This window comes from Hyphomicrobium sp. CS1BSMeth3, from assembly GCF_900117415.1.
Taxonomy (GTDB): Bacteria; Pseudomonadota; Alphaproteobacteria; order Rhizobiales; family Hyphomicrobiaceae.
The window spans coordinates 624705-647365 of the sequence record NZ_FPEI01000006.1; the positions used below are offsets into that span (position 1 = coordinate 624705).

At 64.3% G+C, this 22661-nt stretch carries 22 protein-coding genes; 12 read left to right on the plus strand and 10 right to left on the minus strand.

The window, feature by feature from the left end; all coding sequences use genetic code 11:
* Positions 1–262: 262 nt before the first annotated feature.
* Entirely contained in the window at positions 263–3412 is a 3150-nt protein-coding gene (secA, locus tag CS1BSM3_RS18020) for a preprotein translocase subunit SecA (RefSeq protein ID WP_083528695.1), read from the plus strand.
* Between the two features lie 22 nt (positions 3413–3434).
* On the opposite strand, the gene CS1BSM3_RS18035 is transcribed toward secA, so the two are convergent.
* Together CS1BSM3_RS18035 and CS1BSM3_RS28320 are read right to left on the minus strand one after the other, a co-directional pair.
* Positions 3435–3866, minus strand: a complete 432-nt coding sequence (locus CS1BSM3_RS18035) for a tellurite resistance TerB family protein (protein ID WP_072389224.1) — start codon at positions 3864–3866, stop codon at positions 3435–3437.
* Between the two features lie 50 nt (positions 3867–3916).
* Entirely contained in the window at positions 3917–4828 is a 912-nt protein-coding gene (locus tag CS1BSM3_RS28320; RefSeq protein ID WP_083528696.1) for an energy transducer TonB family protein, read from the minus strand.
* 233 nt (positions 4829–5061) lie between these two features.
* Here CS1BSM3_RS28320 and CS1BSM3_RS27765 point away from each other — a divergent pair, with 233 nt between their 5' ends.
* Positions 5062–6567, plus strand: a complete 1506-nt coding sequence (locus tag CS1BSM3_RS27765; RefSeq protein WP_348532906.1) for an alpha/beta fold hydrolase — start codon at positions 5062–5064, stop codon at positions 6565–6567.
* Between the two features lie 3 nt (positions 6568–6570).
* Here CS1BSM3_RS27765 and CS1BSM3_RS18055 read toward each other — a convergent pair whose 3' ends face one another.
* The gene (locus tag CS1BSM3_RS18055) at positions 6571–7638 is read right to left on the minus strand and encodes an SDR family oxidoreductase (RefSeq protein WP_210188805.1); all 1068 of its coding nucleotides are present in this window, start codon (positions 7636–7638) and stop codon (positions 6571–6573) included.
* 101 nt (positions 7639–7739) lie between these two features.
* Here CS1BSM3_RS18055 and purS point away from each other — a divergent pair, with 101 nt between their 5' ends.
* Both purS and purQ read left to right on the plus strand, forming a co-directional pair.
* Entirely contained in the window at positions 7740–7988 is a 249-nt protein-coding gene (gene purS / locus CS1BSM3_RS18060; RefSeq protein ID WP_072389228.1) for a phosphoribosylformylglycinamidine synthase subunit PurS, read from the plus strand.
* Positions 7989–8030: 42 nt separating this feature from the next.
* Positions 8031–8714 (plus strand): phosphoribosylformylglycinamidine synthase subunit PurQ, encoded by a 684-nt coding sequence (gene purQ / locus CS1BSM3_RS18065; RefSeq protein ID WP_072389230.1) that lies wholly within the window; start codon positions 8031–8033, stop codon positions 8712–8714.
* 202 nt (positions 8715–8916) lie between these two features.
* On the opposite strand, the gene CS1BSM3_RS18070 is transcribed toward purQ, so the two are convergent.
* On the minus strand, positions 8917–9243 hold the full coding sequence (locus CS1BSM3_RS18070) for an NIPSNAP family protein (protein WP_072389232.1): 327 nt from the start codon (positions 9241–9243) through the stop codon (positions 8917–8919).
* Between the two features lie 536 nt (positions 9244–9779).
* Between CS1BSM3_RS18070 and CS1BSM3_RS18075 the strand changes: the two genes are divergently transcribed.
* From CS1BSM3_RS18075 to CS1BSM3_RS18090, 4 genes are all read left to right on the plus strand, one after another.
* The gene (locus CS1BSM3_RS18075) at positions 9780–10664 is read left to right on the plus strand and encodes an ATP-binding protein (RefSeq protein WP_072389234.1); all 885 of its coding nucleotides are present in this window, start codon (positions 9780–9782) and stop codon (positions 10662–10664) included.
* A gap of 53 nt (positions 10665–10717) precedes the next feature.
* Positions 10718–11557, plus strand: coding sequence for an NAD(P)-dependent oxidoreductase (locus tag CS1BSM3_RS18080; RefSeq protein ID WP_072389236.1), 840 nt, complete (start codon positions 10718–10720; stop codon positions 11555–11557).
* Positions 11558–11605: 48 nt separating this feature from the next.
* Positions 11606–12604, plus strand: coding sequence for an aldo/keto reductase (locus tag CS1BSM3_RS18085; RefSeq protein WP_072389238.1), 999 nt, complete (start codon positions 11606–11608; stop codon positions 12602–12604).
* A 69-nt stretch (positions 12605–12673) separates the two neighbouring features.
* Positions 12674–12910, plus strand: coding sequence for a BolA/IbaG family iron-sulfur metabolism protein (locus CS1BSM3_RS18090; protein ID WP_072389240.1), 237 nt, complete (start codon positions 12674–12676; stop codon positions 12908–12910).
* A 21-nt stretch (positions 12911–12931) separates the two neighbouring features.
* On the opposite strand, the gene CS1BSM3_RS18095 is transcribed toward CS1BSM3_RS18090, so the two are convergent.
* Together CS1BSM3_RS18095 and CS1BSM3_RS18100 are read right to left on the minus strand one after the other, a co-directional pair.
* Positions 12932–13438: an SRPBCC family protein gene (locus CS1BSM3_RS18095; protein ID WP_072389242.1), complete on the minus strand. Its 507-nt coding sequence runs from the start codon at positions 13436–13438 to the stop codon at positions 12932–12934.
* A gap of 4 nt (positions 13439–13442) precedes the next feature.
* A complete protein-coding gene (locus tag CS1BSM3_RS18100; protein ID WP_072389244.1) occupies positions 13443–13769 on the minus strand; it encodes an ArsR/SmtB family transcription factor in 327 nt (108 codons plus the stop codon).
* Positions 13770–13993: 224 nt separating this feature from the next.
* On the opposite strand from CS1BSM3_RS18100, the gene CS1BSM3_RS18105 reads away from it, so the two are divergent.
* Positions 13994–14827 (plus strand): sugar phosphate isomerase/epimerase family protein, encoded by an 834-nt coding sequence (locus CS1BSM3_RS18105; protein ID WP_072389246.1) that lies wholly within the window; start codon positions 13994–13996, stop codon positions 14825–14827.
* Between the two features lie 72 nt (positions 14828–14899).
* Here the strand turns inward: CS1BSM3_RS18105 and CS1BSM3_RS18110 are convergent, their stop codons facing one another.
* The 4 genes from CS1BSM3_RS18110 to CS1BSM3_RS18125 form a co-directional block, all read right to left on the minus strand.
* Positions 14900–16384: a TRAP transporter large permease gene (locus CS1BSM3_RS18110; RefSeq protein ID WP_072389248.1), complete on the minus strand. Its 1485-nt coding sequence runs from the start codon at positions 16382–16384 to the stop codon at positions 14900–14902.
* Positions 16385–16397: 13 nt separating this feature from the next.
* Positions 16398–16967 carry a TRAP transporter small permease gene (locus CS1BSM3_RS18115; RefSeq protein WP_083528699.1) on the minus strand — a complete coding sequence of 190 codons (570 nt, stop codon included), beginning with the start codon at positions 16965–16967 and terminating at the stop codon, positions 16398–16400.
* A 147-nt stretch (positions 16968–17114) separates the two neighbouring features.
* Entirely contained in the window at positions 17115–18137 is a 1023-nt protein-coding gene (locus tag CS1BSM3_RS18120; RefSeq protein ID WP_244540556.1) for a DctP family TRAP transporter solute-binding subunit, read from the minus strand.
* 238 nt (positions 18138–18375) lie between these two features.
* Entirely contained in the window at positions 18376–20370 is a 1995-nt protein-coding gene (locus CS1BSM3_RS18125; protein ID WP_072389252.1) for a glycosyltransferase family 39 protein, read from the minus strand.
* A gap of 239 nt (positions 20371–20609) precedes the next feature.
* Between CS1BSM3_RS18125 and grxD the strand changes: the two genes are divergently transcribed.
* The 3 genes from grxD to CS1BSM3_RS18140 all read left to right on the plus strand — a co-directional run bounded on the left by grxD (position 20610) and on the right by CS1BSM3_RS18140 (position 22554).
* Entirely contained in the window at positions 20610–20951 is a 342-nt protein-coding gene (gene grxD / locus CS1BSM3_RS18130) for a Grx4 family monothiol glutaredoxin (RefSeq protein WP_072389254.1), read from the plus strand.
* Between the two features lie 130 nt (positions 20952–21081).
* Positions 21082–22185 carry a paraquat-inducible protein A gene (locus CS1BSM3_RS18135; RefSeq protein WP_072389256.1) on the plus strand — a complete coding sequence of 368 codons (1104 nt, stop codon included), beginning with the start codon at positions 21082–21084 and terminating at the stop codon, positions 22183–22185.
* A gap of 123 nt (positions 22186–22308) precedes the next feature.
* The gene (locus CS1BSM3_RS18140; RefSeq protein ID WP_072389258.1) at positions 22309–22554 is read left to right on the plus strand and encodes a hypothetical protein; all 246 of its coding nucleotides are present in this window, start codon (positions 22309–22311) and stop codon (positions 22552–22554) included.
* Positions 22555–22661: the final 107 nt, after the last annotated feature.

Here is a 22661-nt window from a genome sequence, read left to right on the forward strand (position 1 = left end):
ACCGCGTGTGACATGTGATTTGACGCGCTTTCGTTGACAACCCTTGGCGCCCTCCTTATCTCTCCGACGTGCCGGCTGGATGCGTGCCCGGTTGGGTTGGTAGGGCCTCTTGGCGGCTCGATCGTCGGCCTCTTCCTCTTCGAAGCACAACCTGATCGCAGCGGCAGCCCGACGGAAGTCGGTGCGTCGACACGTACATCGACTTCGCAAGCTTCCGGGTCCTGCAGGCCCGACCTTGGCGACTGGATTTGAGGAACGGTTCATGCTGTCGCTCGCCTCGATTGCCTCCAAGATCTTCGGCTCATCGAACGATCGGATGCTGAAGACGTTTCGGCCCAAGGTCGCCGAGATCAATGCCCTGGAGGCCGAGCTTGCGAAGCTCTCCGACGCCGACCTCAGAGCGCGCACGGAAATGTTCCGCAAGCAGCTCGCCGAGGGGGCGACCCTCGATGACCTGCTGGTCCCTGCATTTGCCACCGTGCGCGAGGCCGCGAAGCGTACCCTCGGCCAGCGCCATTTCGATGTGCAGCTACTCGGTGGCATGGTGCTGCATTCCGGCAACATCGCCGAGATGAAGACCGGTGAAGGCAAGACGCTGGTCGCCACGCTGCCGGTGTATCTGAACGCGCTCGCCGGGCGCGGCGTCCATGTGGTCACCGTCAACGACTATCTCGCCAAGCGCGACTCCGAATGGATGGGGCAGGTCTACCGGTTCCTCGGACTGACCGTGGGCTGCATCGTCCATGATCTCGACGACGAGCAGCGCCGCACCGCCTATGCGTGCGACGTCACCTACGGCACCAACAACGAGTTCGGCTTCGACTATCTGCGCGACAACATGAAGATGCGGGTCGTCGACATGGTGCAGTTCGGCGGCCGGCCCGAGGGTCTCGCCGGCCATGCCTTTGCGATCGTCGACGAGGTGGACTCGATCCTGATCGACGAGGCGCGCACACCGCTGATCATCTCGGGACCGGTCGAGGACCGCTCCGAGCTCTACAATGCCGTCGACGCGCTGATGCTCAAGATCGAGAAATCGGATTTCGAGCTCGATGAGAAGCAGAAGCAGGTTGCCTTCACCGAGGTTGGCCAGGAGACCATTGAGCGCCTGCTGGGCGAAGCCGGCCTGCTCAAGGGCGAGGGCCTCTACGACATCGAGAACGTCACGGTCGTCCATCACATCAATCAGGCCCTCAAAGCCCACAAGATGTTCCACCGCGACCGCGACTACATCGTGAAGGACAGCGAGGTCGTCATCATCGACGAGTTCACCGGCCGCATGATGCCGGGGCGGCGCTACTCGGAAGGTCTCCATCAGGCCCTCGAGGCCAAGGAGCACGTCCAGATCCAGCCCGAGAACCAGACGCTCGCCTCGATCACCTTCCAGAACTACTTCCGCCTCTACGACAAGCTCGCGGGCATGACCGGCACCGCATCGACGGAAGCCGACGAGTTCCTCGACATCTACAAGCTCGACGTGATCGAGATCCCGACCAACGTTCCGGTCGGCCGCGCCGACCTCGACGACGAGGTGTACCGGACGGGCAAGGAAAAGTACGAGGCGATCATTCGCGAGATCGACGCTGCGCAGAAGCGCAAGCAGCCCGTGCTCGTCGGCACGGTCTCGATCGAGAAGAGCGAGATGATCTCCGAGATGCTGAAGAAGCGCGGCGTCCCGCATCAGGTCCTGAACGCGCGCTACCACGAGCAGGAAGCGTACATCATCGCCCAGGCGGGTGTTCCGGGCGCGGTGACCATCGCGACCAACATGGCGGGCCGCGGCACCGACATCCAGCTCGGTGGCAACCTGCAGATGCGCGTGCTCAAGGAGCTCGCCGATGTCCCCGAGGGGCCGGACCGGGAGCGCCAGATCCGCAAGATCACGGATGAGATCGAGGTGAACCGGCGCATCGTTCTCGAGGCGAGCGACACGGTCGAGATCGAGCCTGCCAAGGGCAACCGGCCAGCCAAGACCGTTACGTATCCCGGTGGCCTCTACGTCATCGGCACGGAGCGCCACGAGAGCCGGCGCATCGACAACCAGCTCCGCGGCCGATCAGGTCGCCAGGGCGATCCCGGGCGCACGAAGTTCTACCTCTCTCTCGAAGATGACCTCATGCGCATCTTCGCCGCCGACCGCATCGACGGGATGCTGCAGAAGCTCGGGCTCGAGGAAGGCGAGGCGATCACGCACCGCTGGATCAACAAGGCCCTCGAGAACGCACAGAAGAAGGTTGAGGCCCGCAACTTCGACGCCCGCAAATACGTCCTCAAGTACGACGACACGATGAACGACCAGCGCAAGGTCGTCTTCGAGCAGCGCATCGACATCATGGCGTCCGAGGACGTCAGCGAGACCATCGACGCCATGCGCCACGAGGTCCTGCAGGAGCTCGTCTCGAAGCACATTCCCGAGACCGCCTACGCAGAGCAGTGGGACACCGAGGGTCTGCGCACGCGTGTCCAGGAGGTCTTCGGCATCGATGTCCCCGTCACGGCCTGGGCCGATGAGGAGGGCATTGCCGATCAGGAGATCCTGGAGCGGCTCACGAAGGCGGTCGACGCCAAGTTCAACGAGCTCGCCGAAGAAGTCGGCAGGACGGTCCTCGCCGGTTATGAGCAGGCGAAAGGCATGGTCAACTTCGTGCGCAGCGAGCCTGAGCTGCGCGTTCTTGCCGACGGCGTGCCGGGCGATGCGACGTTCGAGCGGCTCGGCCGCGCGCTCCTCGACTCGAACCGCGAGGAGATCCGGATCGAGGGTCCGAGCCGCCAGGAAGCAGAGACGCAGCTCGCCGGCATCGGCTACTCGTTCATGCGCGAGTACATCGAGGCCAAGGGCCTCGTCGAGGCCATCGACAGCGCCCCCGACAAGTCGGCGGCGGCGGTCGGCCGGCTTCGTCTGCGCGACATCGAGAAGTCCGTTCTGCTGCAGACGCTCGACAATCTCTGGCGCGAGCATCTGGTCGTGCTCGAGCATCTGCGCACGGTGATCAATTTCCGCGCCTACGGTCAGCGCGATCCGGTCAACGAGTTCAAGTCCGAGAGCTTCACGCTCTTCGAGAACATGCTCTCGCATCTGCGCGAGGCGGTCACGAGCCAGCTCATGCACGTGCGCATGACGCCAGGCGAGGCGCCTGAGCAGATGGAGGAGTTCGAGCTGCCGCCCATGCAGGCGCACCACCTCAACCCGATCACGGGCGAGGACGAGTTCGAGCTTGCCGAAGCCGCACTTACAGCGGAGGCGCGGGCGCCCATGCCGGAGCGCGCTCGTCCAGAGCCGGTGAAGTCGCGCGGGCGCACCACGTCCGTCGATCCGGGCGACGGGTCGACCTGGGGCCGCGTCTCGCGCAATGCGCCGTGCCCCTGCGGCTCGGGCAAGAAGTACAAGCACTGCCACGGCAAGCACGCCTAGGCGGCGCGCTTCGAGCTGGTGCTCAGGACCCGAGCACGCGTTTGCGCGCGAGCATCCGTTCGCGATCGGGCACGTGCAGCAGCCCGCCGACCTGGCGAATGAGCTGATCCTCGAAGGGATCGAGCACGCCATCCACATAGGCAATGCGCCAGAGCATTTCGACGACCTCGATCTTGTCGTCGATGCTCATGCTGTTGTTCAGGCTGTTCGTGAAGGGAAAGTACTGGGCCGTGCTGCGCGCACGAACCTCTGCGCGCGTGATCAGCTCCGCAGCCTCATCCGGCGAAAGTGCAAAGCGGCGCGAGAGAAGGCGCGCGGTCATCGCGCGCTCGTCTTCGGTGAAATCGCCCTGCATGAGCCCGGCTTCTACTAGGAGCACCGCGACCGAGAAGTGAGGCTCCTCGGCGGCCGTCTGTGGATCGCCTTGCAGCAGCTTGAGCAATCGGTCGAGCATCGGAGTTGCCTTCACGCTGTGGAGCACCGTGGCGCGCGCCGGAAAGCGCCCTAGTGATAAATATACGTGATCAGGAACACGAGATCCGCGGCATTTGCATTGCGCGGCGGAAAGGGAAAGCTCGCCTGTCGGGTGGAGAAGACGACGCTCCGGTCGAGGTCCCTGACATTCGATGGATTCACGATCTGAGTGCTTACGAGGCTGCCGTCCCTGTCGAGGGTGATGCGGACGGTAACGCGACCTGTCGCGTCGCTCAGTTGCGGCATTGTCTTGCGGAGGGCACCGACGACGCCGCGCGCGAAGGCGTCGTTCTCGCCGGAACGCGTAGCACCGGGCGGACGCGCCAGATCCGTGCCCCTGCCACCGCTCATCGGTGCTGAGAAGAGTGGCGGCGGCGAGAGATCGAGTCTCGCCTGCTTGGTGCGTTCCGGCTTCGTCTGCTTGGCGGGCGGCGTCGGCTCGGCCTTGGGAGGCGCTGCGGGTTTCGGCTCTGGTTTTGCCTCGGTCTTGGTCGGCGGCTCCTCCAGAGGCTTCAGGGTCAGTGCAGCTTCCGGGACCGCGGCTTCGGGAGGCGTTGGGGGCTGTGCTGGTGCCGCCTCGGCCGGTTGCACGGCAGGCTGGCTCGGTGGGGGCGGCGGCGGTGCGGCGGCCTCGGCAGGCGCCGGTGGCGGCGGCGTCGGCGGGACAGGTTGGCCTGGAGGGGGTGTACTGCGCGCGCTCGAAAGACTGCGCAGCTCAGCCTCGCTGACGATCGCGACGTTGATGGCGTCCTTGTCGCCGCTCGGATCGCCGATGAAACGCGGCGGCGAGCCATAGAAACCGGCGAACAGAAGGCTGTGAAAGACGGTCGCCAGCGCGAGGCCAATATAGAACCGGCGGTCCTCTTTCGAGGCCACCTCGCGTGCCGGCGGAGTTTCCAGCGCGGTCAGTTCGGCAATCGGCAGTGCAACCGCGTCGCTCATGTCAGCCAATTTAGGCAGCTCGGTCTGATCACGAAACGCTATGGAGCTGATTTACACTGGGATTCTTGTCCCGGATGTGGCCCATGCGACGCGCTTCACCAGATGTTTGTGGCGCCAATCGCCGCGTCGAGGCGCGACGAATCGTCCTGGCACCGGTTCAAGAAGGCCAAGCAAGGCGGGCTTGGCGACATGGCAGCCCTGAAGCGGCGATTTGCGCCATATTTCAGCACTTCATGCTCGTCTACTGCCCCGGCAGTGGAAATAGCAGGGTGTGGTGGTTTGTGAGTCTGCTCATTAGAAGATCAAGAATAAGAGACTTCGGGGTTTTCGCAGGTAAGGACTACAAGGCTGGTGAAACAATACACCGCATGAGCGGACAGAAGTTGTCACGCTGGCGGTGTGCTTCCCGAATAGTGATGCGCCGTGCGAGCGGCAGCGATCTGCTGCAGGTGAACCGTAGGGCGTATCTGCGCCTCGATCCGGTTTCGCGCCGGTTCAATCATAGCTGCAATGCCAATGCAGCGCTGCGCCGATCCAATGATCTGATCGCGCTCGTCGATATCCCCAAGGGGGCGGAAATCACCTTCGACTATGCGATGACGCGCGTGCCGGCCGTCTGGTCGCCCTTCAAGCGCGTCGCCTGCAGTTGCGGCACGGCCGAATGTCGTGGCCATATCGACGATCTCACCTCCGTGCCCGCCGAGGTCATGCGCCGCCATGAAGAGGTTGGCGCGCTCAACGACAATGTTCACGAGCACCTGAGCGCGCGCAGCAGCAATCCGGCCGGCAGCGTTGCTGCATCGGCCCGCGCGCCGAAGATCCAGCCGCTCGCGGAGGCGCGTCCGCGAAGCGAGGATCATGGCTTCGTGCTCGAGGGTGGGCGCGTTGGCATTCTGCTGTTGCACGGGCTCGGCGGCACGCCCAATGAGATGCGGGAGGTGGCCGAAGGCCTGAACGCGGCGGGATACACGGTCGCGTGCCCGCAGCTCGCCGGTCATTGCGGCTCGTATGACGATCTCAGGAACTCGCGCTGGACGGAGTGGCTCAGCAGTGCCGAGGCCGGGCTTCTGCGCCTGCACGCGCAATGCGACTTCGTGGTTGTCGGCGGGCTCTCGAATGGTGCCGTTCTCGGCCTCTGCCTGGCAGCGCAGCACCCGCAGCTCGTGAACGCCCTGCTGCTCTACGCGCCGACACTCTGGCTGAACGGCTGGGTCGTGCCCATGCACGCGCATCTCTTCCGTCTGGTGCGGCACAAATTGCTGGCTGATCGGTTCGACTTTCCCGATGTTCCGCCGCACGGGATCAAGGATCCGATTATCAGGAAGCGCATTCATGACGCCATGCACAGCGGCGATTCGACTGAGGCCGGTGTGCCCGTCACGCCTGGGGCTGCCGTGCTCGAGCATCGCAGGCTCGTGAAGGCGACACTGGCGCGACTATCGTCGATCCACCAGCCGACGCTGGTCATCCATCCGCGCGAGGACGACTATGCGGATCTCAATAACGTCCTGCACCTGATGCGTCGCCTTGCCGGGCAGGTCGACACGGTCGTTCTCGAGGATTCCTACCACATCATCACCGCCGACAGGCAGCGGGACGTCGTCATCGAGCGCTCGATCGAGTACATCGCGCGCCTCGCGAAGCAGCATCAGAGGCTGCACGCGACGGCTCCCGGCGCCTCTGCGCTCGGCATTCAAGGTCGGCAGCTTCGGCCGGCGCTGACGTCGAGCCCGCAGTGAGCATCAGGGCACGAACCGCGCGCGCCTGATCTCGCCGAGCTGCTCGAGAATGCGCTCCTCGCTGTCGAAGCACTCCGAGAAGCCGAGCTTGCGGGCGCGCGTCGTGTCGGACATCTGGTCCCACGTCGCCTTGAAGACGTAGTTCGGGAAGGCCCAGTTGACGGCCGAGGTGAAAGGCGTGCGCATGAGGTCGTACTTGGCGATCATGCGCTCCCAGAGCGGCGCCTTGTCGGCCATGAAGCTCACGAGGTCGATGGTCTGCACGCCGCCGGCCTTCATGCCGAAGTGATCGGCGATGCGCGGCCAGAGGCTCTCCCAGCGGAAGAAGTCGCCGTTCGTGATGTTGAGGGCCTGGTTGGCGCAGGCAGGTGTGGTCGCTGCCCAGTGCGCCGCGCTTGCGAGCAGGCCCGCATCCGTCACCTGGTAGACGGCGCGGTAGGCGCCCTCCTGGCCCGGGAATTTCAGCGGCAGGCCCAGCTCCTTCGAGATGGCCGCATAAAGACCGAGCGCGGCCAGCAGGTTCATGGGATTGCCGACCGTGAAGCCCATGACGGCGTGCGGACGCAGGCACGACCAGGTCCAGGATTTGCCGGCCTGAAGCTCCGTCACATAGTCCTGCTGGTCGAAATAGAAGTTCGGCGCCATGTGGCGCGGATCGTCCTCCTTGGCCGGCGTCTTGAAGGCGCCGATGTGCGAGCCGTAGTACTTCGTGCCCTGCATGACCTGCACGTGCCGAAGACCCTTGGACGCCGCGGTTACCGGCTCGACGGCATTGGCGAGGAGGGCGAGGTTCACCGCCACATTGCCGTTCGCGGGGAGATACTGCTCGTCCCGACCAAGGGGGAGAAAGCCGCAATAGAAGATGTGCGTCACATCACTGAGGCCGCCGAGCTTGGCCCGTGCCTCGGCCTTGTCGAGCAGGTCGACGCCGATCCAGCGCACATTGGGAGCCGATTCGGCGGGTGGGCGGCGGCAGAGGCCGGTGACCTTCCAGTCCGGCCGGGCAGCGAGGTCGCGCAGGATATAACCGCCCGTAATGCCGGTGGCGCCGATAATCATGGCGTGTTTCATGTTCATTCCTCCCGATGCGGCGCCGCGGCCCTTGTATATCGGGCCGTGTCCGGGCATTTCTCTCGGACGACAGGGTAGCCGTAATCAGCCGCGAGAGGCGCATGAAAGCCCGTATCCGCATCACGCTCAAGAATGGTGTCCTCGATCCGCAGGGCAAGGCCATCCAGAACGCGCTTTCCGGGCTCGGCTTCAAGGGCATCGAGGAAGTGCGCCAGGGCAAGTACATCGAGGTCGACCTCGCCTCGACCGACGAGGCGGCCGCCCGCGCCGAGGTCGAGAAGATGTGCCGGGAACTGCTGGCGAATACGGTGATCGAGGACTACGCCTTCGAGCTAGAGCAACGGACTTGAAATTCGCCGCTTTAGCAGCGCGCTGAGAGCGAGGACGCCCGGATGAAGAGCTCTGTGATCGTCTTTCCCGGCACGAACCGCGAGCGGGACGTGGCCGATGTGCTGGCCGAAGTCACCGGCACGGCGCCGCGGATCGTCTGGCACGGTGACAGCGAGGTGCCCCAGTCCGACCTGATCGTGCTGCCGGGCGGCTTCTCGTTCGGCGACTATCTCCGCTGCGGCGCCATGGCCGCGCACTCGCCCATCATGCGGGATGTGGTGGCCAAGGCGAAGGCCGGCGTGCCCGTGCTCGGCATCTGCAATGGCTTCCAGATCCTCTGCGAAACCGGCCTTCTGCCGGGCGTGCTCCAGCGCAATGCCTCGCTCAAGTTCATCTGCAAGGACGTGTGGCTCAAGGTCGAGAGCACGCGCACGCGCTTCACCGGTTGCTACAACCAGGGCGAGGTCGCGCAGATGATCTGCGCGCACGGCGACGGCAACTACTTTGCCGACGTGGCGACGCTCGACAGCCTCGAAGGCGAAGGGCGGGTGGTCTTCCGCTACTGCGATCCGGCCGGAAACGTGACGCCTGAAGCCAATGCCAACGGCGCTCAGCGCAATATCGCTGGCATCGCGGATCCGACGGGGCGCATTCTCGGCATGATGCCTCATCCTGAGAACGCCGCAGAGGCCATGCTCGGCTCGGTGGACGGCCGCAAGCTCTTCGAGAGCCTGCTAGCCGCTTGATAGTTGATGCCGCGGGCTGCTGGGAAGGGGTGCTGTCGCCGCCTACCGTACTGCTATGCCCGCGGCCGCCATGCGGACAGGCTTCCCGTAGGACAAGTCAATAAAGGCGGGTGGGTCCGGGAGGGTGTCCTTCCCGGTGGGGGTGCGGGGGCCTAGCCCCCGTCGCGCTGAAGGCGCGAGTTTTCCGGTGGTGCCGTCCCTCTTACTTCACGCTCGAGAACGACGTCGGCTGCAGGAACTGGTTCACGACCTTGGCGACGATCGGGCCATCCTTCTCGGTCTCGGCGCGCTTGGCCAGCCACTCGGGGTCCGACGCGAAGGCATTCCACTTCTTCTCGCGATCGGCGAGGCTCTCGAAGGCCAGCAGGTAGTACAGCGCCTGGTTCGACTCGCCGACGAGGACGGTCCAGAAGCCGGCCTGCTTGATGCCGTGCTTCTCCCAGAGCTTCAGGGTGATGGTCTCGAAGCGGTTCAGCAGGTTGGGCAGGCGGCCGGGCACGCAGTGGTAGACCCTGAGCTCGTAGATCATCGTGGCGTTTCCTCTAGCTGATGAGATATTAGATCGTTCGGTAGCATATTATGGGGCGTGGGGCGGGAGCCGCGACGCGAAGATGCCGTTTTGCGCGCTTGTGCATCCCGTTCACGGCTCGAATGTTGGCCTAATCCGTCTGGTTTGACCACTGGCGCCGTTCGTTCGCGCCCGATATATCGGCTCGGATCTAAAGCTAAGCTATTGAAAGATCAAAATAAGGGCCAATGCGCTATGCGCAGATGCCAGGCCTTCGCCTGCTAACCATGCAATTTTGGAGTGCGCCGCACAAAAATCGCCCTTGTAAATGTTGCGCCGCACATATACCTATATCCGTGCGAGAGCGATCTCGCAGCCCTCCTTTGGGCGTTTCCTCCCTAGACTTGGGCCGTTCGGAATCCGGACGGCCCCTTTTTTTTGGCCTATGGCATACCAAGCGGCTCAGATCCGCGTTCGCACGGGGTGACGGGCGGCGCCTTGCGGGCTATAGACCCGCGCGCAGCCAAAAAATTCTAGTCCGAAAGACCTCGTCCGACATGTCCGACACGATCGCCGTGAACGCCGCCCTGCTCGAACGCCTCGTCGCCGCCCTGGAGCGCATGGCCCCGCCTGCCGTGCCGCCCGTGGACTTCGAGGCCGCGGAGGCGTTCGTGTGGCAGGCGAACCCGGTGGGCTTCCTTCCCGTGCCGCATGTGAACAGGCAGCCGCTGTCGCTGCTCAAGGGCATCGAGCTCGCCTCGGACCAGCTTCTCGAGAACACGCGCCGCTTCGGCAAGGGCCTGCCGGCGAACAACGCGCTCCTGTGGGGCGCCCGCGGCATGGGCAAGTCCTCGCTCGTCAAGGCCGCCCACGCCGAGGTCTCCAAGGAGATGGCGAAGGCCAAGTCCAAGGGCGGCCTCAAGCTCGTCGAGATCCACCGCGAGGACATCGATTCGCTGCCGACCTGCCTCGGCTTCATGCGGGGCAGCGATCACCGGTTCATCGTCTTCTGCGACGACCTTTCCTTCGACCACGACGACACGAGCTACAAGTCGCTCAAGGCCGTCCTCGAAGGCGGCATTGAAGGACGCCCGCAGAACGTGCTCTTCTATGCGACGTCGAACCGCCGTCACCTCATGCCGCGCGATATGATGGAGAACGAGCGCTCGACGGCGATCAATCCGTCCGAAGCCGTGGAGGAGAAGGTCTCCCTCTCCGATCGGTTCGGGCTGTGGCTCGGCTTCCATAACGGCAGCCAGGACCAGTATTTCGATATGGTGCGGAGCTATGCGGCGCACCATGGCCTCAAGATCAGCGATGCCGAGCTGATCGCCGGGGCGCGTGAATGGTCGATGACGCGAGGGGGCCGCTCGGGCCGCGTCGCGTGGCAGTTCATCCAGGATCTGGCGGGGCGTCTCGGCGCCAAGCTGGCCAGCGAATAAGGCGGTGTCGGTGCGCGTCGTGCCACACCCGCCAAGAATGGGGAGTGGAAGCGATGACGAAGACGACAGTGGCCATCATTGCCCAGGGTGCCATGGGCGCCGGTACGGCCGCGCGGCTGACCTCGAATGGGGTCGATGTCGTGACGTGGCTCGAGGGTCGCAGCAGCGCGAGCCGGGCGCGCGCTGAAAAGGCGGGCATGCGCGGCGTCGACCTTGCCGGCATTGCCGCGGCCGACATCATCCTCTCGATCGTGCCGCCGAGCGACGCGCTGGCCTTGGCCGAGCAGCTTGCGCCGACGCTCAAGGCCTCCAAGAACAAGCCGCTCTACGCCGACATGAACGCCGTGAGCTCGGCCAAGGTCGAGCAGGTCGCGGCCGTCATCGCGCCGACGGGATGCACCTTCTCCGATGGCGGTATCATCGGGCCGCCGCCGCGCCCCGACACGCGCAACACCATCTATTTCTTCTCGGCGATCCCGGCGGACCGTGTGGCGCCGCTCGCCAAGGGCGGCCTCGAAGTGAAGATGGTCAATGGCCCGATCGGCGCAGCCTCGGCGCTGAAGATGTCCTATGCTGCCATCGGTAAGGGCCTCACGGCACTCGCGTCGGCCTCGATCCTCATGGCGGACAAGTACGGCGCCAAGGAAGCCCTGCTCGAGGAGCTGCAGCGCAGCCAGCCCAATATCCTGAAGGGCGTGAGCTGGTCGGTGCCGGACATGTTCGTGAAGGCCTATCGCTTCGTCGGCGAGATGGAGGAGATCGCCGAGCAGAGCGGGCGCAAGTCCACGGCCGCGATCTACAACGGCATTGCCGATCTCTATCGCGAGATCGCCGCCGACCAGGATGGGCCGAAGAAGGACGTCACGACCCTCGAGCAGTTTTTCAAGAAGTAAGGCAGTGTCGAACGGCCGCAAGAGCCGACGAGCCATTGGGAGGCAAACATGATCGAGAAACGCGCGCTCGGCCGGACCGGCGAGCAGGTGTCCGTGCTCACCTTCGGCTGCGGTGCCGTCGGCGGGTTGATGGTGAAGGGCGATGCGGCGGAGCAGGAGCGCGCCGCATCTCTGGCGCTCGAGCACGGTGTGAATTTCTTCGATACGGCGCCGGGCTATGGCGATGGGGTCTCCGAGATCAATCTCGGCAAGCTCCTGAAGAAGCTGAAGCCCAAGGCCATCATCGGCACGAAGGTGCGCATTCCGAGCGCGGACCGCGGCCGCATTTCCGCGCGTATCAATGCCTCGCTCGAGGAAAGCCTCGGGCGCATGGCGCGCGATCACGTCGATCTCTTCCAGCTCCACAATGTCCTCGCGCCGGACGGTGCCGGCGAGAGCCTGACGGCTGCGCAGATCCTCGGCGAGGTCGTGCCGGCCTTCGAGAAGCTGCGCGAGCAGGGCAAGATCCGCTATCTGGGCTTTACCGCGCTCGGCGACATCGGCGAGATCGATAAGGTCGTCGCGGCGGGCGTCATGGATACGGCGCAGGTCTGCATGAATGCGCTGAACCCCTCGGCCGTGGCGCCGATGGCCGCCGGCTATCCCGCGCAGGACTACAAGCGCCTGATGGCGCGGGCACGCGACGCCGGCATCGGCACGATCTGCATTCGCGTGCTCGCCGGTGGTGCGCTGAGCGGCGAGATGGACCGCCATCCGCGCGGCTGGGCAGTGGTGCCGCCGATCGGCTCGGGCTCGGACTACGCGCGCGATGTCGAGCGTGCGCGGCGCTTCCACCCGCTCGTCGAGGAGGGCCATGCCGCCAACCTGACGGAGCTCGCGATCCGCTATGCCCTCGCGCAGCCCTCGCTTTCGACCACCCAGGTCGGTGTCGCGACCTTCGAGCAGGTCGCGGGCGCCATCGAGGCCATCGAGAAGGGACCGCTCTCGCCGGCAGCGCTCGCGCGCGTGCGCGATATCCAGCAGACGTTCGTCGGCGAACCGCGCTAGACTATCCCCTCTCCCCGCTGAAGCGGGGAGAGGGAGAAGTCACGACAGCCCCATGAAGGAGCCCACGTAATGCCCATGGACGCCAATGAGATCGAGAAACTCATCAAAGCCCGCTTTCCGGGGGCGGAGGTGACGATCAAGGATCTGGCGGGGGATGGGGATCATTATGCGGCACACGTCGTGGCGCCGCAATTCAAGGGCAAGACGCGCGTCCAGCAGCACAAGATGGTCTACGAGGCGCTGGAGGGCCGCATGGGCGGCGTCCTCCATGCGCTCGCGCTGACGACGGCGCCGCCCAAGGAGTGAGCGCTGGGCGGCACGCGCATCTCAGGCTGACTTGGCAAGCACGGCGGCGAGTTGATCGAATGTGCCGCCGTACCCCTCGGCGAGCGATCCCGTCATACCTTCGAACGTCTTGATCTCGTCTTCCGAGGCGCCGTGCGGAAGAGCGCGAAGCGTCACGATCGTCGATCCGTTCGTTTCGGCAAATCGGACGTCGTTGAGGATCTCGAGTGGGATTGCCATGTCGAACGGCGCGCGTGTGATGCCGCACGTCTCGTTGGAGAACGAGTTCAGCCACGCTATGCGCGTGTGCTTGTCGATATTGCGATAGAGGAAGCGCCCCCACATGGGCTCGCGCTCCGGGAAGTGCATCGCGTAGTGGAAGAAGCCCCCGGGCCTGAACTCGAAGGCCGCCACTTTGATCGAGCAGCCTTTCGGCCCCCACCAGCTCTGCATCTCCGCTGCTGTGCTCCACGCCTTCCACACATGGGGAAGGGCGGCATCGAAGTGGCGCGTGATCACGAACGCACGATCCTGCTTGTTGGCGGACATCGTCTTACCTCTTGGGTTTCGATTTCAGGTGCTGGGACAGGCGATCGAAGCTGTCCTCCCAAAGCGTGCGATAGTTCCCGACCCATTGGTCGACTTGCTTCAGCGGCGCTGTCTCCAGCCGGCACGGCCGGGTCTGGCCTTCGCGCGTGCGCGATATGAGCCCCGCGCGTTCGAGGACCTTCAGGTGCTTGGAGATTGCGGGCTGGCTCATATCGAAAGGGCGCGCCAGCTCATTGACCGTAGCCGCGCCTTTGGCGAGCCGCGCGAGGATGGCTCGACGCGTGGGATCCGCCAGTGCGGCAAAGGTGGCATCGATCGTGTTTTCAGCCATTTGAGAGCCGATCAGTTATATATCTAATTGGTTATGTAAAGATGTGTGAGATGCGTGTCAAGCGTTCGTGGCAAGCCTGATGCCCGTCGCGTGCGTGGACTTGTGTCGGGGCAAGGTGTGATGGTCTATGATGTCATGCCCGCTCGTCGAGGGTTCGCTTCGCGAATTCGCGCTGACCACCGAGCGCTGTCGACGCGCCGGCGAAACAAGAAAAAGCAGGAACCATGCACAATCTCATTCTCAATGCGCAGACGCTCGCGCCGGACGTCGCTTTCGACGCGCGGGTGAAGGCCGCCGCCACGGCAGGCTATCGCGGTATCAGCATTCGCCCATCGGAGTACAACGGTGCCCTGAAACAGGGCCTCGACGATGCGGCAATCCTCGAGCTGCTCGCGGCGAACAATGTCGAGGTCACGGAGATCGGTCTCGCCACGACGTGGCTGCCGGGTGCCGGCGGTCAGGCTGGCGTGGACGCTGACGAGGCTACGCTCTGGCACATGGCGGACATCTTCAAACCGCGCCAGCTCAACTGCGCCATGTGGGAGAAGCAATCGCTGCCCGACATGATCCGCGGTTTCGGCGTGCTGTGTGACCGCGCGGCGGCCAAGGACCTGCTCGTCGCCATGGAGTTCATTCCGCACAGCGGAATCCGTGACATGCTCATCGGCTGGCAGATCGTCAATGGTGCAGCGCGCCCGAATGGCGGCCTCATCTTCGACACCTGGCACTTCCATCGCGGCGGCACCGTGCACGAAGCGATCACGACCGTGCCGCCCGAGAAGTGGTTCACGCTGCAGCTCTCGGATGCGCGGGATGTGCCTTGGCCCGAGGTGCGCGAGGAATCGCGCCATGGCCGATTGCTGCCGGGCGAGGGCGTCATCGATTTCGACAGCATCGTCGGGCGGCTCATGGGCTACAACGCCAAGCCGACCATCAGCGTCGAGGTCATCAGCGATGCGCTTCACCGCATGGAGCCGGCGGTTGCGGCGCGCACCGCAATCGAGCCGTGCGCCGCGCTCCTCGATCGGCTGGGCGTGAACGCGCCCTGGTGGAAGTAGCCGGCGATCGAGCGCCATTCCCCTTATACGAGGCCCGGTGCGAGCAACACGCGCCGGGCCTCGGTCGTTTGCTCACCGATAGAGATACTGCGGCACGATCAGCGTCAGCGACGGGAAGATCGTGATCAGCATCAGCACAGCCAGCAGCGGAAAGAGGAACGGCAGCACCGCGCGCACCGTGCGGTCGAAGGAGATGCTCGCCACGCGCGCCAGAATGAACAGCACCATGCCGACAGGCGGCGTGAGGAGCCCGATCATCAGGTTCAGCACCATGATGACGCCGAACTGCACGGGATCGATGCCGGCCTGAACGACCGCCGGCATGAGCACCGGCACGAGGATCGAGATCGCCGCGATCGTCTCCATGAAGCAGCCGACGATCAGCAGCAGAACGTTGATGATCAGCAGCAGCGCGAGCGGATCGCGCGAAATGCCGAGAAGTACCTCGGTGATGGCTTCCGTCACGCGCGCGGTCGTAAGGACCCAGCCGAAGAGCGAGGCCGCGCCGACGATGATCAGGACTGCCGCGGTGGTCTCGATCGTATCCATCGAGATCTTGAAAAAACGCTTGAAGCTCATGGGTGGATAGGTCGGGACGATCCTGCCGACCCATGTGAGATAAACGTACGCCGCAACCGAGCCCAGGATATTGAGCAGGAGTGCGCCCATGATGACGCGCACGGGATTTGCGAGATCGTAGTAGGCGGCAAGGCAAGCTGCCGCGAGCACGATCGTCATGATCGACAGCACGCGACCGAGCGGAATGCCGACGGCCTCGAGCTGGCTCGTGAGCGGATAGAAGACGAGCCCGAGGAACAGTGCCCACATGCACGCGGCAACCGCGGCCTCGGTTGGCGTGAAGATGCCGAAGGACATGCCACCGATGATGATGGCGGGTGTCATGAGCGCTGGGAGCGCATGGACGAAGGTCGTGCGAAGAATGGCCAGCCGGAAGACCTGATCGCGGCCGATGTTGTAGCGGTGCGCGTACCAGGTCACGTACATCATCAGGAAGGCGGCCATGAGGAGGCCGGGAATGAATCCTGCGGCAAAGAGCTGGCCGATCGAGACGTTCGCCATGACGCCGAAAATGACCATCGGCAACGAAGGTGGGATGATGGGGCCGATGGTGGCGGAAGCCGCAGTCACGCCGACGGCGAAATCGGTCTTGTAGCCATGGTCGCGCATGGCCTTGATCTCGATCGTGCCGAGACCGCCGGCATCCGCGACCGCGGTTCCTGACATGCCGGCAAAGATCACCGAGCCGACCACATTCACGTGCCCGAGGCCGCCCTTGAGCCAGCCGACGAGCGCGACCGCGAAGTCATAGATGCGATTGGTGATGCCCGCCGAGTTCATCAAGTTGCCGGCGAGAATGAAGAAGGGCACCGCAAGCAGCGGGAAGCTGTCGACGCCGCCGGCCATGCGATGGAGGATGACGAAATCGGGAATGCCGGCGATCAGGTTCGTGTAGACGAGCGACGAGCCGGCGAGCGCGATGAAGATCGGCACGCCGATCAGAAGCGTCGTGAAGAAGACGATGAAGAGCAGGAGCATGGTGCGTGCCTCGTCAGTCTACGACCATGCCTTCGCCGATGGCTTTCTGCGCCGAGCGCCAGCCATCGCGGGCATTGCGAAAGAAAATGATCCCTTGCCGTATGAGCATGAGGAAGCAGCCGAGCGCGACGCCGCCATAGACGATGCTCATCGGCAGATCGATGATGACCATGCGCTGCCACTGCATGCGCTCGACGATCATCAGCGAGAAGTAGGCAAGGAGCCCGATGAAAAGCAGCTTGATGACGTCCACAATCGCGAGCAGCAGGCGCGCAGGGATCGCTGGCAGATAGTGGAGGAGCACTTCGACGGAGATGTGCAGGTTCTTGCGCGCGACGACGGCAGCCCCGATGAAGGTCAGCCACATCAGCGCATAACGGGCGATCTCCTCGGTCCAGGCCAGGCTGTCGTTGAGCACGTAACGTGTGAAGAACTGCAGGAAGACGATCGCGCCGAGCCCCCAGAAGACGAGAAAGGCGAGCCAGTTCTCTACGTAGTGCTCGATCTGGACATCCTCGTCCTCGACGACGATGAGATGCACGTTCTCGCGCTCGTCGGGCGCGGCCGCCGGATCCTTCGTCATCCGGTTCTTCCTCCCGCAGTTTATTGTTGAGGCACTAGGCTGCGAACGGATGGCGGGCCGGCCGCCATCCGTCGAAGGTCTCACTTCTGATGCCGAAGCTCGCTCGGAACGCCAGCATCGAGGTGGGCGAGCCCCGGAATGGGCACGCTAGAGCGCCTGAAGCGCCTCGTACTGCTCCTTGGTCCAATAGGAGAGTGCCTCGGGGCCAAGATGGGCAGGGAGCGCGACCTTGCGGAAGGCCTCGCGATCGGGCCGCGTCACGGCTTTGCCAAGCTTCTCGAACTCCGCTGGCAGCTTCTGCTCGGAGTCGCGGATGGCGTCCGTCGACTTGGAGGCCGCCTGCGCGAGCACCTCGGCGAAGATGCCCTTCTCGGCGTCGCTGAGCTTGCCGAGGAGTGGACGGCCGAGCACGGTCACGAGCGATTCCGTGATGTGGCCGGTGAGGTGAATGTACTTCTGCACCTCGTAAAACTTCTTCGCCAGAATGGTCGGCAGAGGGTTCTCCTGGCCATCGACGGTGCCTTGCTGGAGCGCGAGGTAGACCTCGGCGAAGGCGATCGGCGTGGCGTTCGCGCTGTAGATCTTGGCGAACAGGACGTAGAGGGGCGCCTGCGGCACGCGCAGCTTCATGCCCTTCATGTCGTCCGGGCTCTTGAGCTCCTTGTTGGAGGTCATGTGCCGCTCGCCGTAGTAGGTAAGCGCGACGATGCGGTGCCCGGCTTTCTTCTCGTAGCCGTCGGCGAGCTCGCGGAACAGCTTCGAGCCGCGATAGGCCTTCCAGTGATCGAAGTTACGGAAGATGTACGGGCAGTTGGAGATCGAAAGCGGGCGATGGACGCCGCCGACGAATGCCGCGCCGGTGTAGATGATGTCGACGGTGCCGAGACCGAGCGCCTCGTTGATCTGAGGCTCGTTGCCGAGCTGCGAGGCAGGGAAGACCTGGATCTCGTACTTGCCGTTCGTGCGCTTCTTTATCTCTTCCGCGGCCCAGAGCGCTTCCGTGTGATAGGGCTCGCTCACCTCATAGACATGGGCCCATTTGAGCACCGTCGGCTTGGCCTGCGCGATCGTCGGCGAAGCGACGCCGACGAGGGTGCCTGCAGCGCCGACCGAAGCGGCCGTGCCGAGAAAACGACGGCGGGTCATGCCGCCCGATTTAGGGGTGGTCATAGGCATTTCTCCCGGATGTGAGGTCGGTCTTGGCGCCGACCTTGAGACGTAAAGATCAATGTATGCACGGCGCCAGGAATGCGAAGTGTGTTGCGCCGTAAAGGGACCGCCAGAATGCCGGGAACACTAGGCCTCCGCCAGAGAAATCTCAGCGATGTGGCTGCAGGAGCGCGGCCCCCTACGAAAGGAGTAATTGATCTTCGGAGAAAACTGGCCGCGCGGGGCACGCAGTGGTCGATCAGTTGCCTTTCGCGCCGATGCGCACCGTCTGCCCATCCGGTCGCATATCGAAGAGCTCCGGCGGCGGCACGGCGATCCAGCGATTGCCGCGGCGGATGTGATAGGGGGCGTCCCGCTTCCTGCGGTAGAGGCTCCATTGGCGCTGATCGACGCGGCGGCCGTTGGCGCGCACCCATTGGCCGATCGCATCCAGTGCCGTGCTTTCCGGTGCGAGTGTGAAGCCGCCGAGCATGACGTAGCGAATGCGACCGTCCGTAACGAGGCGCTCGAGAGCTTGCGGCGTGAGAATGGGATCATCGCCGAGATAGCCACCCATGGCCATGACAGGGAGGCCGGTCTCGATAATGAGTGGGGCGGCGACATTGGCATTCGGCACCGCAACCAGGAACGTCTCGCCCTGTCGATTGTCCGTGAGGAACCTGACGAGCTTCTGGCGCGCGGCGTTCTGTCTGAGCCGCCGGATGGCCTCCTGCCGTGCGTCCGGCGGATTTGCCAGCGAGGCCATATTGGCGATGGGTACAGCCACATTGGGACGCACGATGACCACGCTTGCCGCCGTCAGGCCCGGCAGGACGATGAGGGCTGCTGCCCCTGAGACTGCCGCGAGCCGCGCAAGGTTGGGGCGCGCGACAAGCAACAGGCTGCAGGCGAGCACGATGCTGATCGAGGCGAGCCAGATCCATCTCAGCCAGGTGACATCGGTGACGCCTTCCTGGCCGAAGAAGAGATAGCTCTGCCACGCGGCCATGAGCACCGCGAGTAGCGGCAGGCCCCAGCGCGGAAGGAGCCCGCTCTTCCAGCGCTCGTAGAGGCCGGCGATGGCGATGCCCGTGAAGACCGCGAGTGGCGGCCCGAGAATGGCGACGTAGTACGTGTGAACCGGACCGCCGGCAAAGCTCAGCGCGATCCAGTAGCTCACGAGCCAGCCCGTCCAGATGCCCGCGCTGATGAAGCGCGAGGATGTGGCGCCTACGGTGAAGGGGGCGAGCCACGCGAGAGCCACGCCGACGAGTGCCAGAGGAAGCATCCACGCCATTTGTGTGGCCGCCCGCGGCCGCATGAGACGGAGGAAGCCCGTCGGCGAGTCGTCATAGAGCGCGGGGAGGGGAGGCGCGACAGTGTCAGGTTCGGGGGTGGCCGAAGCTGGTATCGGTGCCGCCACCGGGGTCGTGGTGTCCGGGGGCTCTGCCTTGGGTTTGAGGAAGCGCGCGGCCCCGTTGTGGATGAGGGCCAGCTCGAGCATGGAATTGTGCTTGGTGCTGCCGGCGTACGGTCGCTGGCTCGGGGATACGAGATCGAAGTAGCTGACCCAGGAGAGCGCCACGGCGATCAGGACGATCCCGGCGACCGCTTGGCGTGTGAGGTGCCACAGGATCGGGCGATCGCGCCAGGCGAGGCTGAAGGTGAGCGCGATCACGGGAGCCAGCACGAGTGCGGCCCCCATCTTGATGTTGAAGCCAATGCCGAGGATGCCCATCGCACCACAGAGGAGCGCGAGGCGTCCGGTCTCGGCAGCACGCATCGCGAGCCACGCGGCCAACAGCAGCACGACGATCAGGCTGCTCTCGGTATTGTTCGAGCGATCGACGGCAATGCTGACCGGCGTGAGAGCAAGGAAGAGCGCGGACCACGCCGCAGCGCGCGGGCCGAATGTGCGCTGGACCATCAGGTACGTGAGCAGGACGGCGAGCAGTCCGGCAACGACCTGGGCCATGAGGATCGAGTGGCCGGAAAAGCCAAGGAGCTTGGCGCTGAGCGCCTGCAGCCAGATGGCGACCGGCGGTTTGTCGATGGTGACGAAGCCGGCGGCATCGAAAGAGTTGAAGAGGAAGGCGTGCCAGCTCTCCATCATGCTGCGCACGGCTGCCGCGTAGTATTGGCGGCCATAGTCGTTCTGCGAGAGGTGCCACGTGCGGGCCAGCGCCGCGACGAGGAGGATGCCGAGGATCGGGGCCGACGTGCGCAGGCGCGACATGCTGCCGTTCAGCCACATGGCTCCGCCCTCCCCCGATACAACCTGGCACATAGCCTGCTGGCTCACCTGGGTCATTTAACGGGGGGAGGGGAGGAATCCTTTGGTCCGGCGTGGCCAGTCCGGCCCTGGACGGCGGTCAGCGCGCGCCAGCCGCGCCGGCCGGAGCATTGACTTGCCGCCCGCCGGGGCCATCTCTATGCTACGCGCCGAAACGTGCCGGCGGCGGCCCGATGCCGCCCCAATTTCGAGGTTGAGCCATGAGCGAGCAGGCAGTCCACGACTGGATCCGCAAGCAGATCTCAAGCAATGACGTGGTGCTTTTCATGAAGGGCACCAAGAACTTCCCGCAGTGCGGTTTCTCCGGCCAGGTTGCCCAGATCCTGCAGTACCTGGGCGTCGAGTACCAGGACGTCAACGTGCTCGAGGACATGGGTATCCGCGAGGGAATCAAGTCCTTCAGCGAGTGGCCGACGATCCCGCAGCTCTACGTGAAAGGTGAGTTCGTGGGCGGCTGCGACATCGTCCGCGAGATGTTCCAGGCCGGCGAGCTTCAGGAGATGCTGGCGGAGAAGGGCGTCACGCACACGGCGGTCGCCTGAGACGCCATCGGCGTCTCGCCCCGCCGTGCCAGAACGTGATTTTGCCGCCGCCCGCTGACATCGTCTGCGGGCGGCGTTTTGTTTCGTGCGCTGCATCTCCAGACGGGCGCGACGGGAGGCGGGGGGCGGCATGACCACGACGCTCGAACCGATGACACAGCCGACGAGGCCTACTGAGCGCTCGCGCCTTGTGCTCGGCGGGCGTCGCTTCCTTCTGAGCCTCGCAATCATCGGCGCCAGCATCTCGCTCGCGCTCGGCGTCAGCCTGCCCTCGATCAAGCTGACGAAGTTCTACTTCTTCTCGACCGAGTTCTCGCTGATCTCGACGGTGTGGACGCTCATCCAGCGCAATCAGATCTTTCTCGGCCTGATCGTGTTCGTGTTCTCGATCCTGCTGCCCGTGTTCAAGATCCTCTATCTCGTCATTCTGACGACAATGCCGCTCGACGTGCTCCAGCGGCAGTACAGGCGCCTGCGGGCGCTCGAATGGCTCGGCAAATGGTCCATGCACGATGTGCTCGTGCTGGCGCTCATGATCTTCTTCCTCAAGAGCCAGGGCATCTATGACGCGCGAAGCCTTTCCGGCGTCTACTTCTTCACGGCCGCCGTGGTGTTCATGATCCTCGCGTACGCGTGGCTCAGCGTGTTCGCGCTGGCGCCCATCCGGGCCGAGCATCTGAGAGCCGAGCGCGCACGTCCCATGGTCGGCGTCCGCGGGCGCTCGGCGCTCAAGAACTTCCTGCTTGCGCTCTTCATCCTGACAGCGGCGATCTGCTTTGCGCTCGGCGTGATCCTGCCGTCGATCCGCTTCACGACGGTCTACGTGTGGACGAACGAGCATTCGATCGCGAGCATCATCTACGCGCTCTATCGCACGCAGGAGTATTTCCTGGCGGCGGTGATCACCGTCTTCTCGGTGGTCTTCCCGTTCCTGAAGCTGCTGTACCTGCTGACGCTCTGCCTCTCGCCGAACCTCTCGGAGGACTTTCGCCAGAAATCCCTTTCGACCATGGAATGGCTGGGCCGCTATTCCATGACCGACGTCATGGTGCTGGCGCTCATGATTTTCTATATGAACTCGTCCGGCTATATCGAGGCGCGGGTCCTGCCCGGCGTCTATTGTTTCGCCGCATCCGCGCTCATGACGATGTTCGCCTATGGCTGGGCCAACTCGGCCTCGGGAACGCCCTTGCACAGCGTTGACGGTCAGCGCGTCACCAGGATGGCAGGTTGAGGGCGGCGCAAAACGCGTCGCCGTTGTCGGCCACTTATGCACCTGGCTGCGAGCCGGATCGCTTCTCTGTGTCACGCACGCGGCCTATACAGGGCGTGTTTGGGCACTTTGGAGGGATATTCAATGATCAAAGCATTGGCTGCGGTGCTTGTGCTGGTTCTGTTCGGTGCGTTCGCGCCAGAAGCTGCAGCACAGACGGCGTGCAGCGGTTGGAATGCGACGTGCAAGGGACGCTGCAAGGCGCCAAATGCGCCTGACGGCTGCTCGAGCTATTGCGCGCGCCAGATGAGTGCGTGCAAGAAGTCCGGCTGCTGGACTGAGGGCGCGCGTTACGGTGGTGCGAAGCACTGCAACCTGAAGAAGTCCTGACGCGACACCCGGCGCCCCGCGCATAGCCTTCATTCCGGGGTGCCGTTCTCGTTCGATACCTAGGCCGGGGCCATTACGGTTGCCTGATCCCGCGCCGTCCCTGTAGC

Excerpts from the sequence above, each read along its gene's own strand:
- secA (WP_083528695.1), top strand. The coding sequence starts at position 263 with ATGCTGTCGCTCGCCTCGATTGCCTCCAAGATCTTCGGCTCATCGAAC.
- CS1BSM3_RS18035 (WP_072389224.1), bottom strand. The coding sequence starts at position 3,866 with ATGCTCGACCGATTGCTCAAGCTGCTGCAAGGCGATCCACAGACGGCC.
- CS1BSM3_RS28320 (WP_083528696.1), bottom strand. The coding sequence starts at position 4,828 with ATGAGCGACGCGGTTGCACTGCCGATTGCCGAACTGACCGCGCTGGAA.
- CS1BSM3_RS27765 (WP_348532906.1), top strand. The coding sequence starts at position 5,062 with ATGCTCGTCTACTGCCCCGGCAGTGGAAATAGCAGGGTGTGGTGGTTT.
- CS1BSM3_RS18055 (WP_210188805.1), bottom strand. The coding sequence starts at position 7,638 with ATGAAACACGCCATGATTATCGGCGCCACCGGCATTACGGGCGGTTAT.
- purS (WP_072389228.1), top strand. The coding sequence starts at position 7,740 with ATGAAAGCCCGTATCCGCATCACGCTCAAGAATGGTGTCCTCGATCCG.
- purQ (WP_072389230.1), top strand. The coding sequence starts at position 8,031 with ATGAAGAGCTCTGTGATCGTCTTTCCCGGCACGAACCGCGAGCGGGAC.
- CS1BSM3_RS18070 (WP_072389232.1), bottom strand. The coding sequence starts at position 9,243 with ATGATCTACGAGCTCAGGGTCTACCACTGCGTGCCCGGCCGCCTGCCC.
- CS1BSM3_RS18075 (WP_072389234.1), top strand. The coding sequence starts at position 9,780 with ATGTCCGACACGATCGCCGTGAACGCCGCCCTGCTCGAACGCCTCGTC.
- CS1BSM3_RS18080 (WP_072389236.1), top strand. The coding sequence starts at position 10,718 with ATGACGAAGACGACAGTGGCCATCATTGCCCAGGGTGCCATGGGCGCC.
- CS1BSM3_RS18085 (WP_072389238.1), top strand. The coding sequence starts at position 11,606 with ATGATCGAGAAACGCGCGCTCGGCCGGACCGGCGAGCAGGTGTCCGTG.
- CS1BSM3_RS18090 (WP_072389240.1), top strand. The coding sequence starts at position 12,674 with ATGCCCATGGACGCCAATGAGATCGAGAAACTCATCAAAGCCCGCTTT.
- CS1BSM3_RS18095 (WP_072389242.1), bottom strand. The coding sequence starts at position 13,438 with ATGTCCGCCAACAAGCAGGATCGTGCGTTCGTGATCACGCGCCACTTC.
- CS1BSM3_RS18100 (WP_072389244.1), bottom strand. The coding sequence starts at position 13,769 with ATGGCTGAAAACACGATCGATGCCACCTTTGCCGCACTGGCGGATCCC.
- CS1BSM3_RS18105 (WP_072389246.1), top strand. The coding sequence starts at position 13,994 with ATGCACAATCTCATTCTCAATGCGCAGACGCTCGCGCCGGACGTCGCT.
- CS1BSM3_RS18110 (WP_072389248.1), bottom strand. The coding sequence starts at position 16,384 with ATGCTCCTGCTCTTCATCGTCTTCTTCACGACGCTTCTGATCGGCGTG.
- CS1BSM3_RS18115 (WP_083528699.1), bottom strand. The coding sequence starts at position 16,967 with ATGACGAAGGATCCGGCGGCCGCGCCCGACGAGCGCGAGAACGTGCAT.
- CS1BSM3_RS18120 (WP_244540556.1), bottom strand. The coding sequence starts at position 18,137 with ATGACCACCCCTAAATCGGGCGGCATGACCCGCCGTCGTTTTCTCGGC.
- CS1BSM3_RS18125 (WP_072389252.1), bottom strand. The coding sequence starts at position 20,370 with ATGTGGCTGAACGGCAGCATGTCGCGCCTGCGCACGTCGGCCCCGATC.
- grxD (WP_072389254.1), top strand. The coding sequence starts at position 20,610 with ATGAGCGAGCAGGCAGTCCACGACTGGATCCGCAAGCAGATCTCAAGC.
- CS1BSM3_RS18135 (WP_072389256.1), top strand. The coding sequence starts at position 21,082 with ATGACCACGACGCTCGAACCGATGACACAGCCGACGAGGCCTACTGAG.
- CS1BSM3_RS18140 (WP_072389258.1), top strand. The coding sequence starts at position 22,309 with ATGATCAAAGCATTGGCTGCGGTGCTTGTGCTGGTTCTGTTCGGTGCG.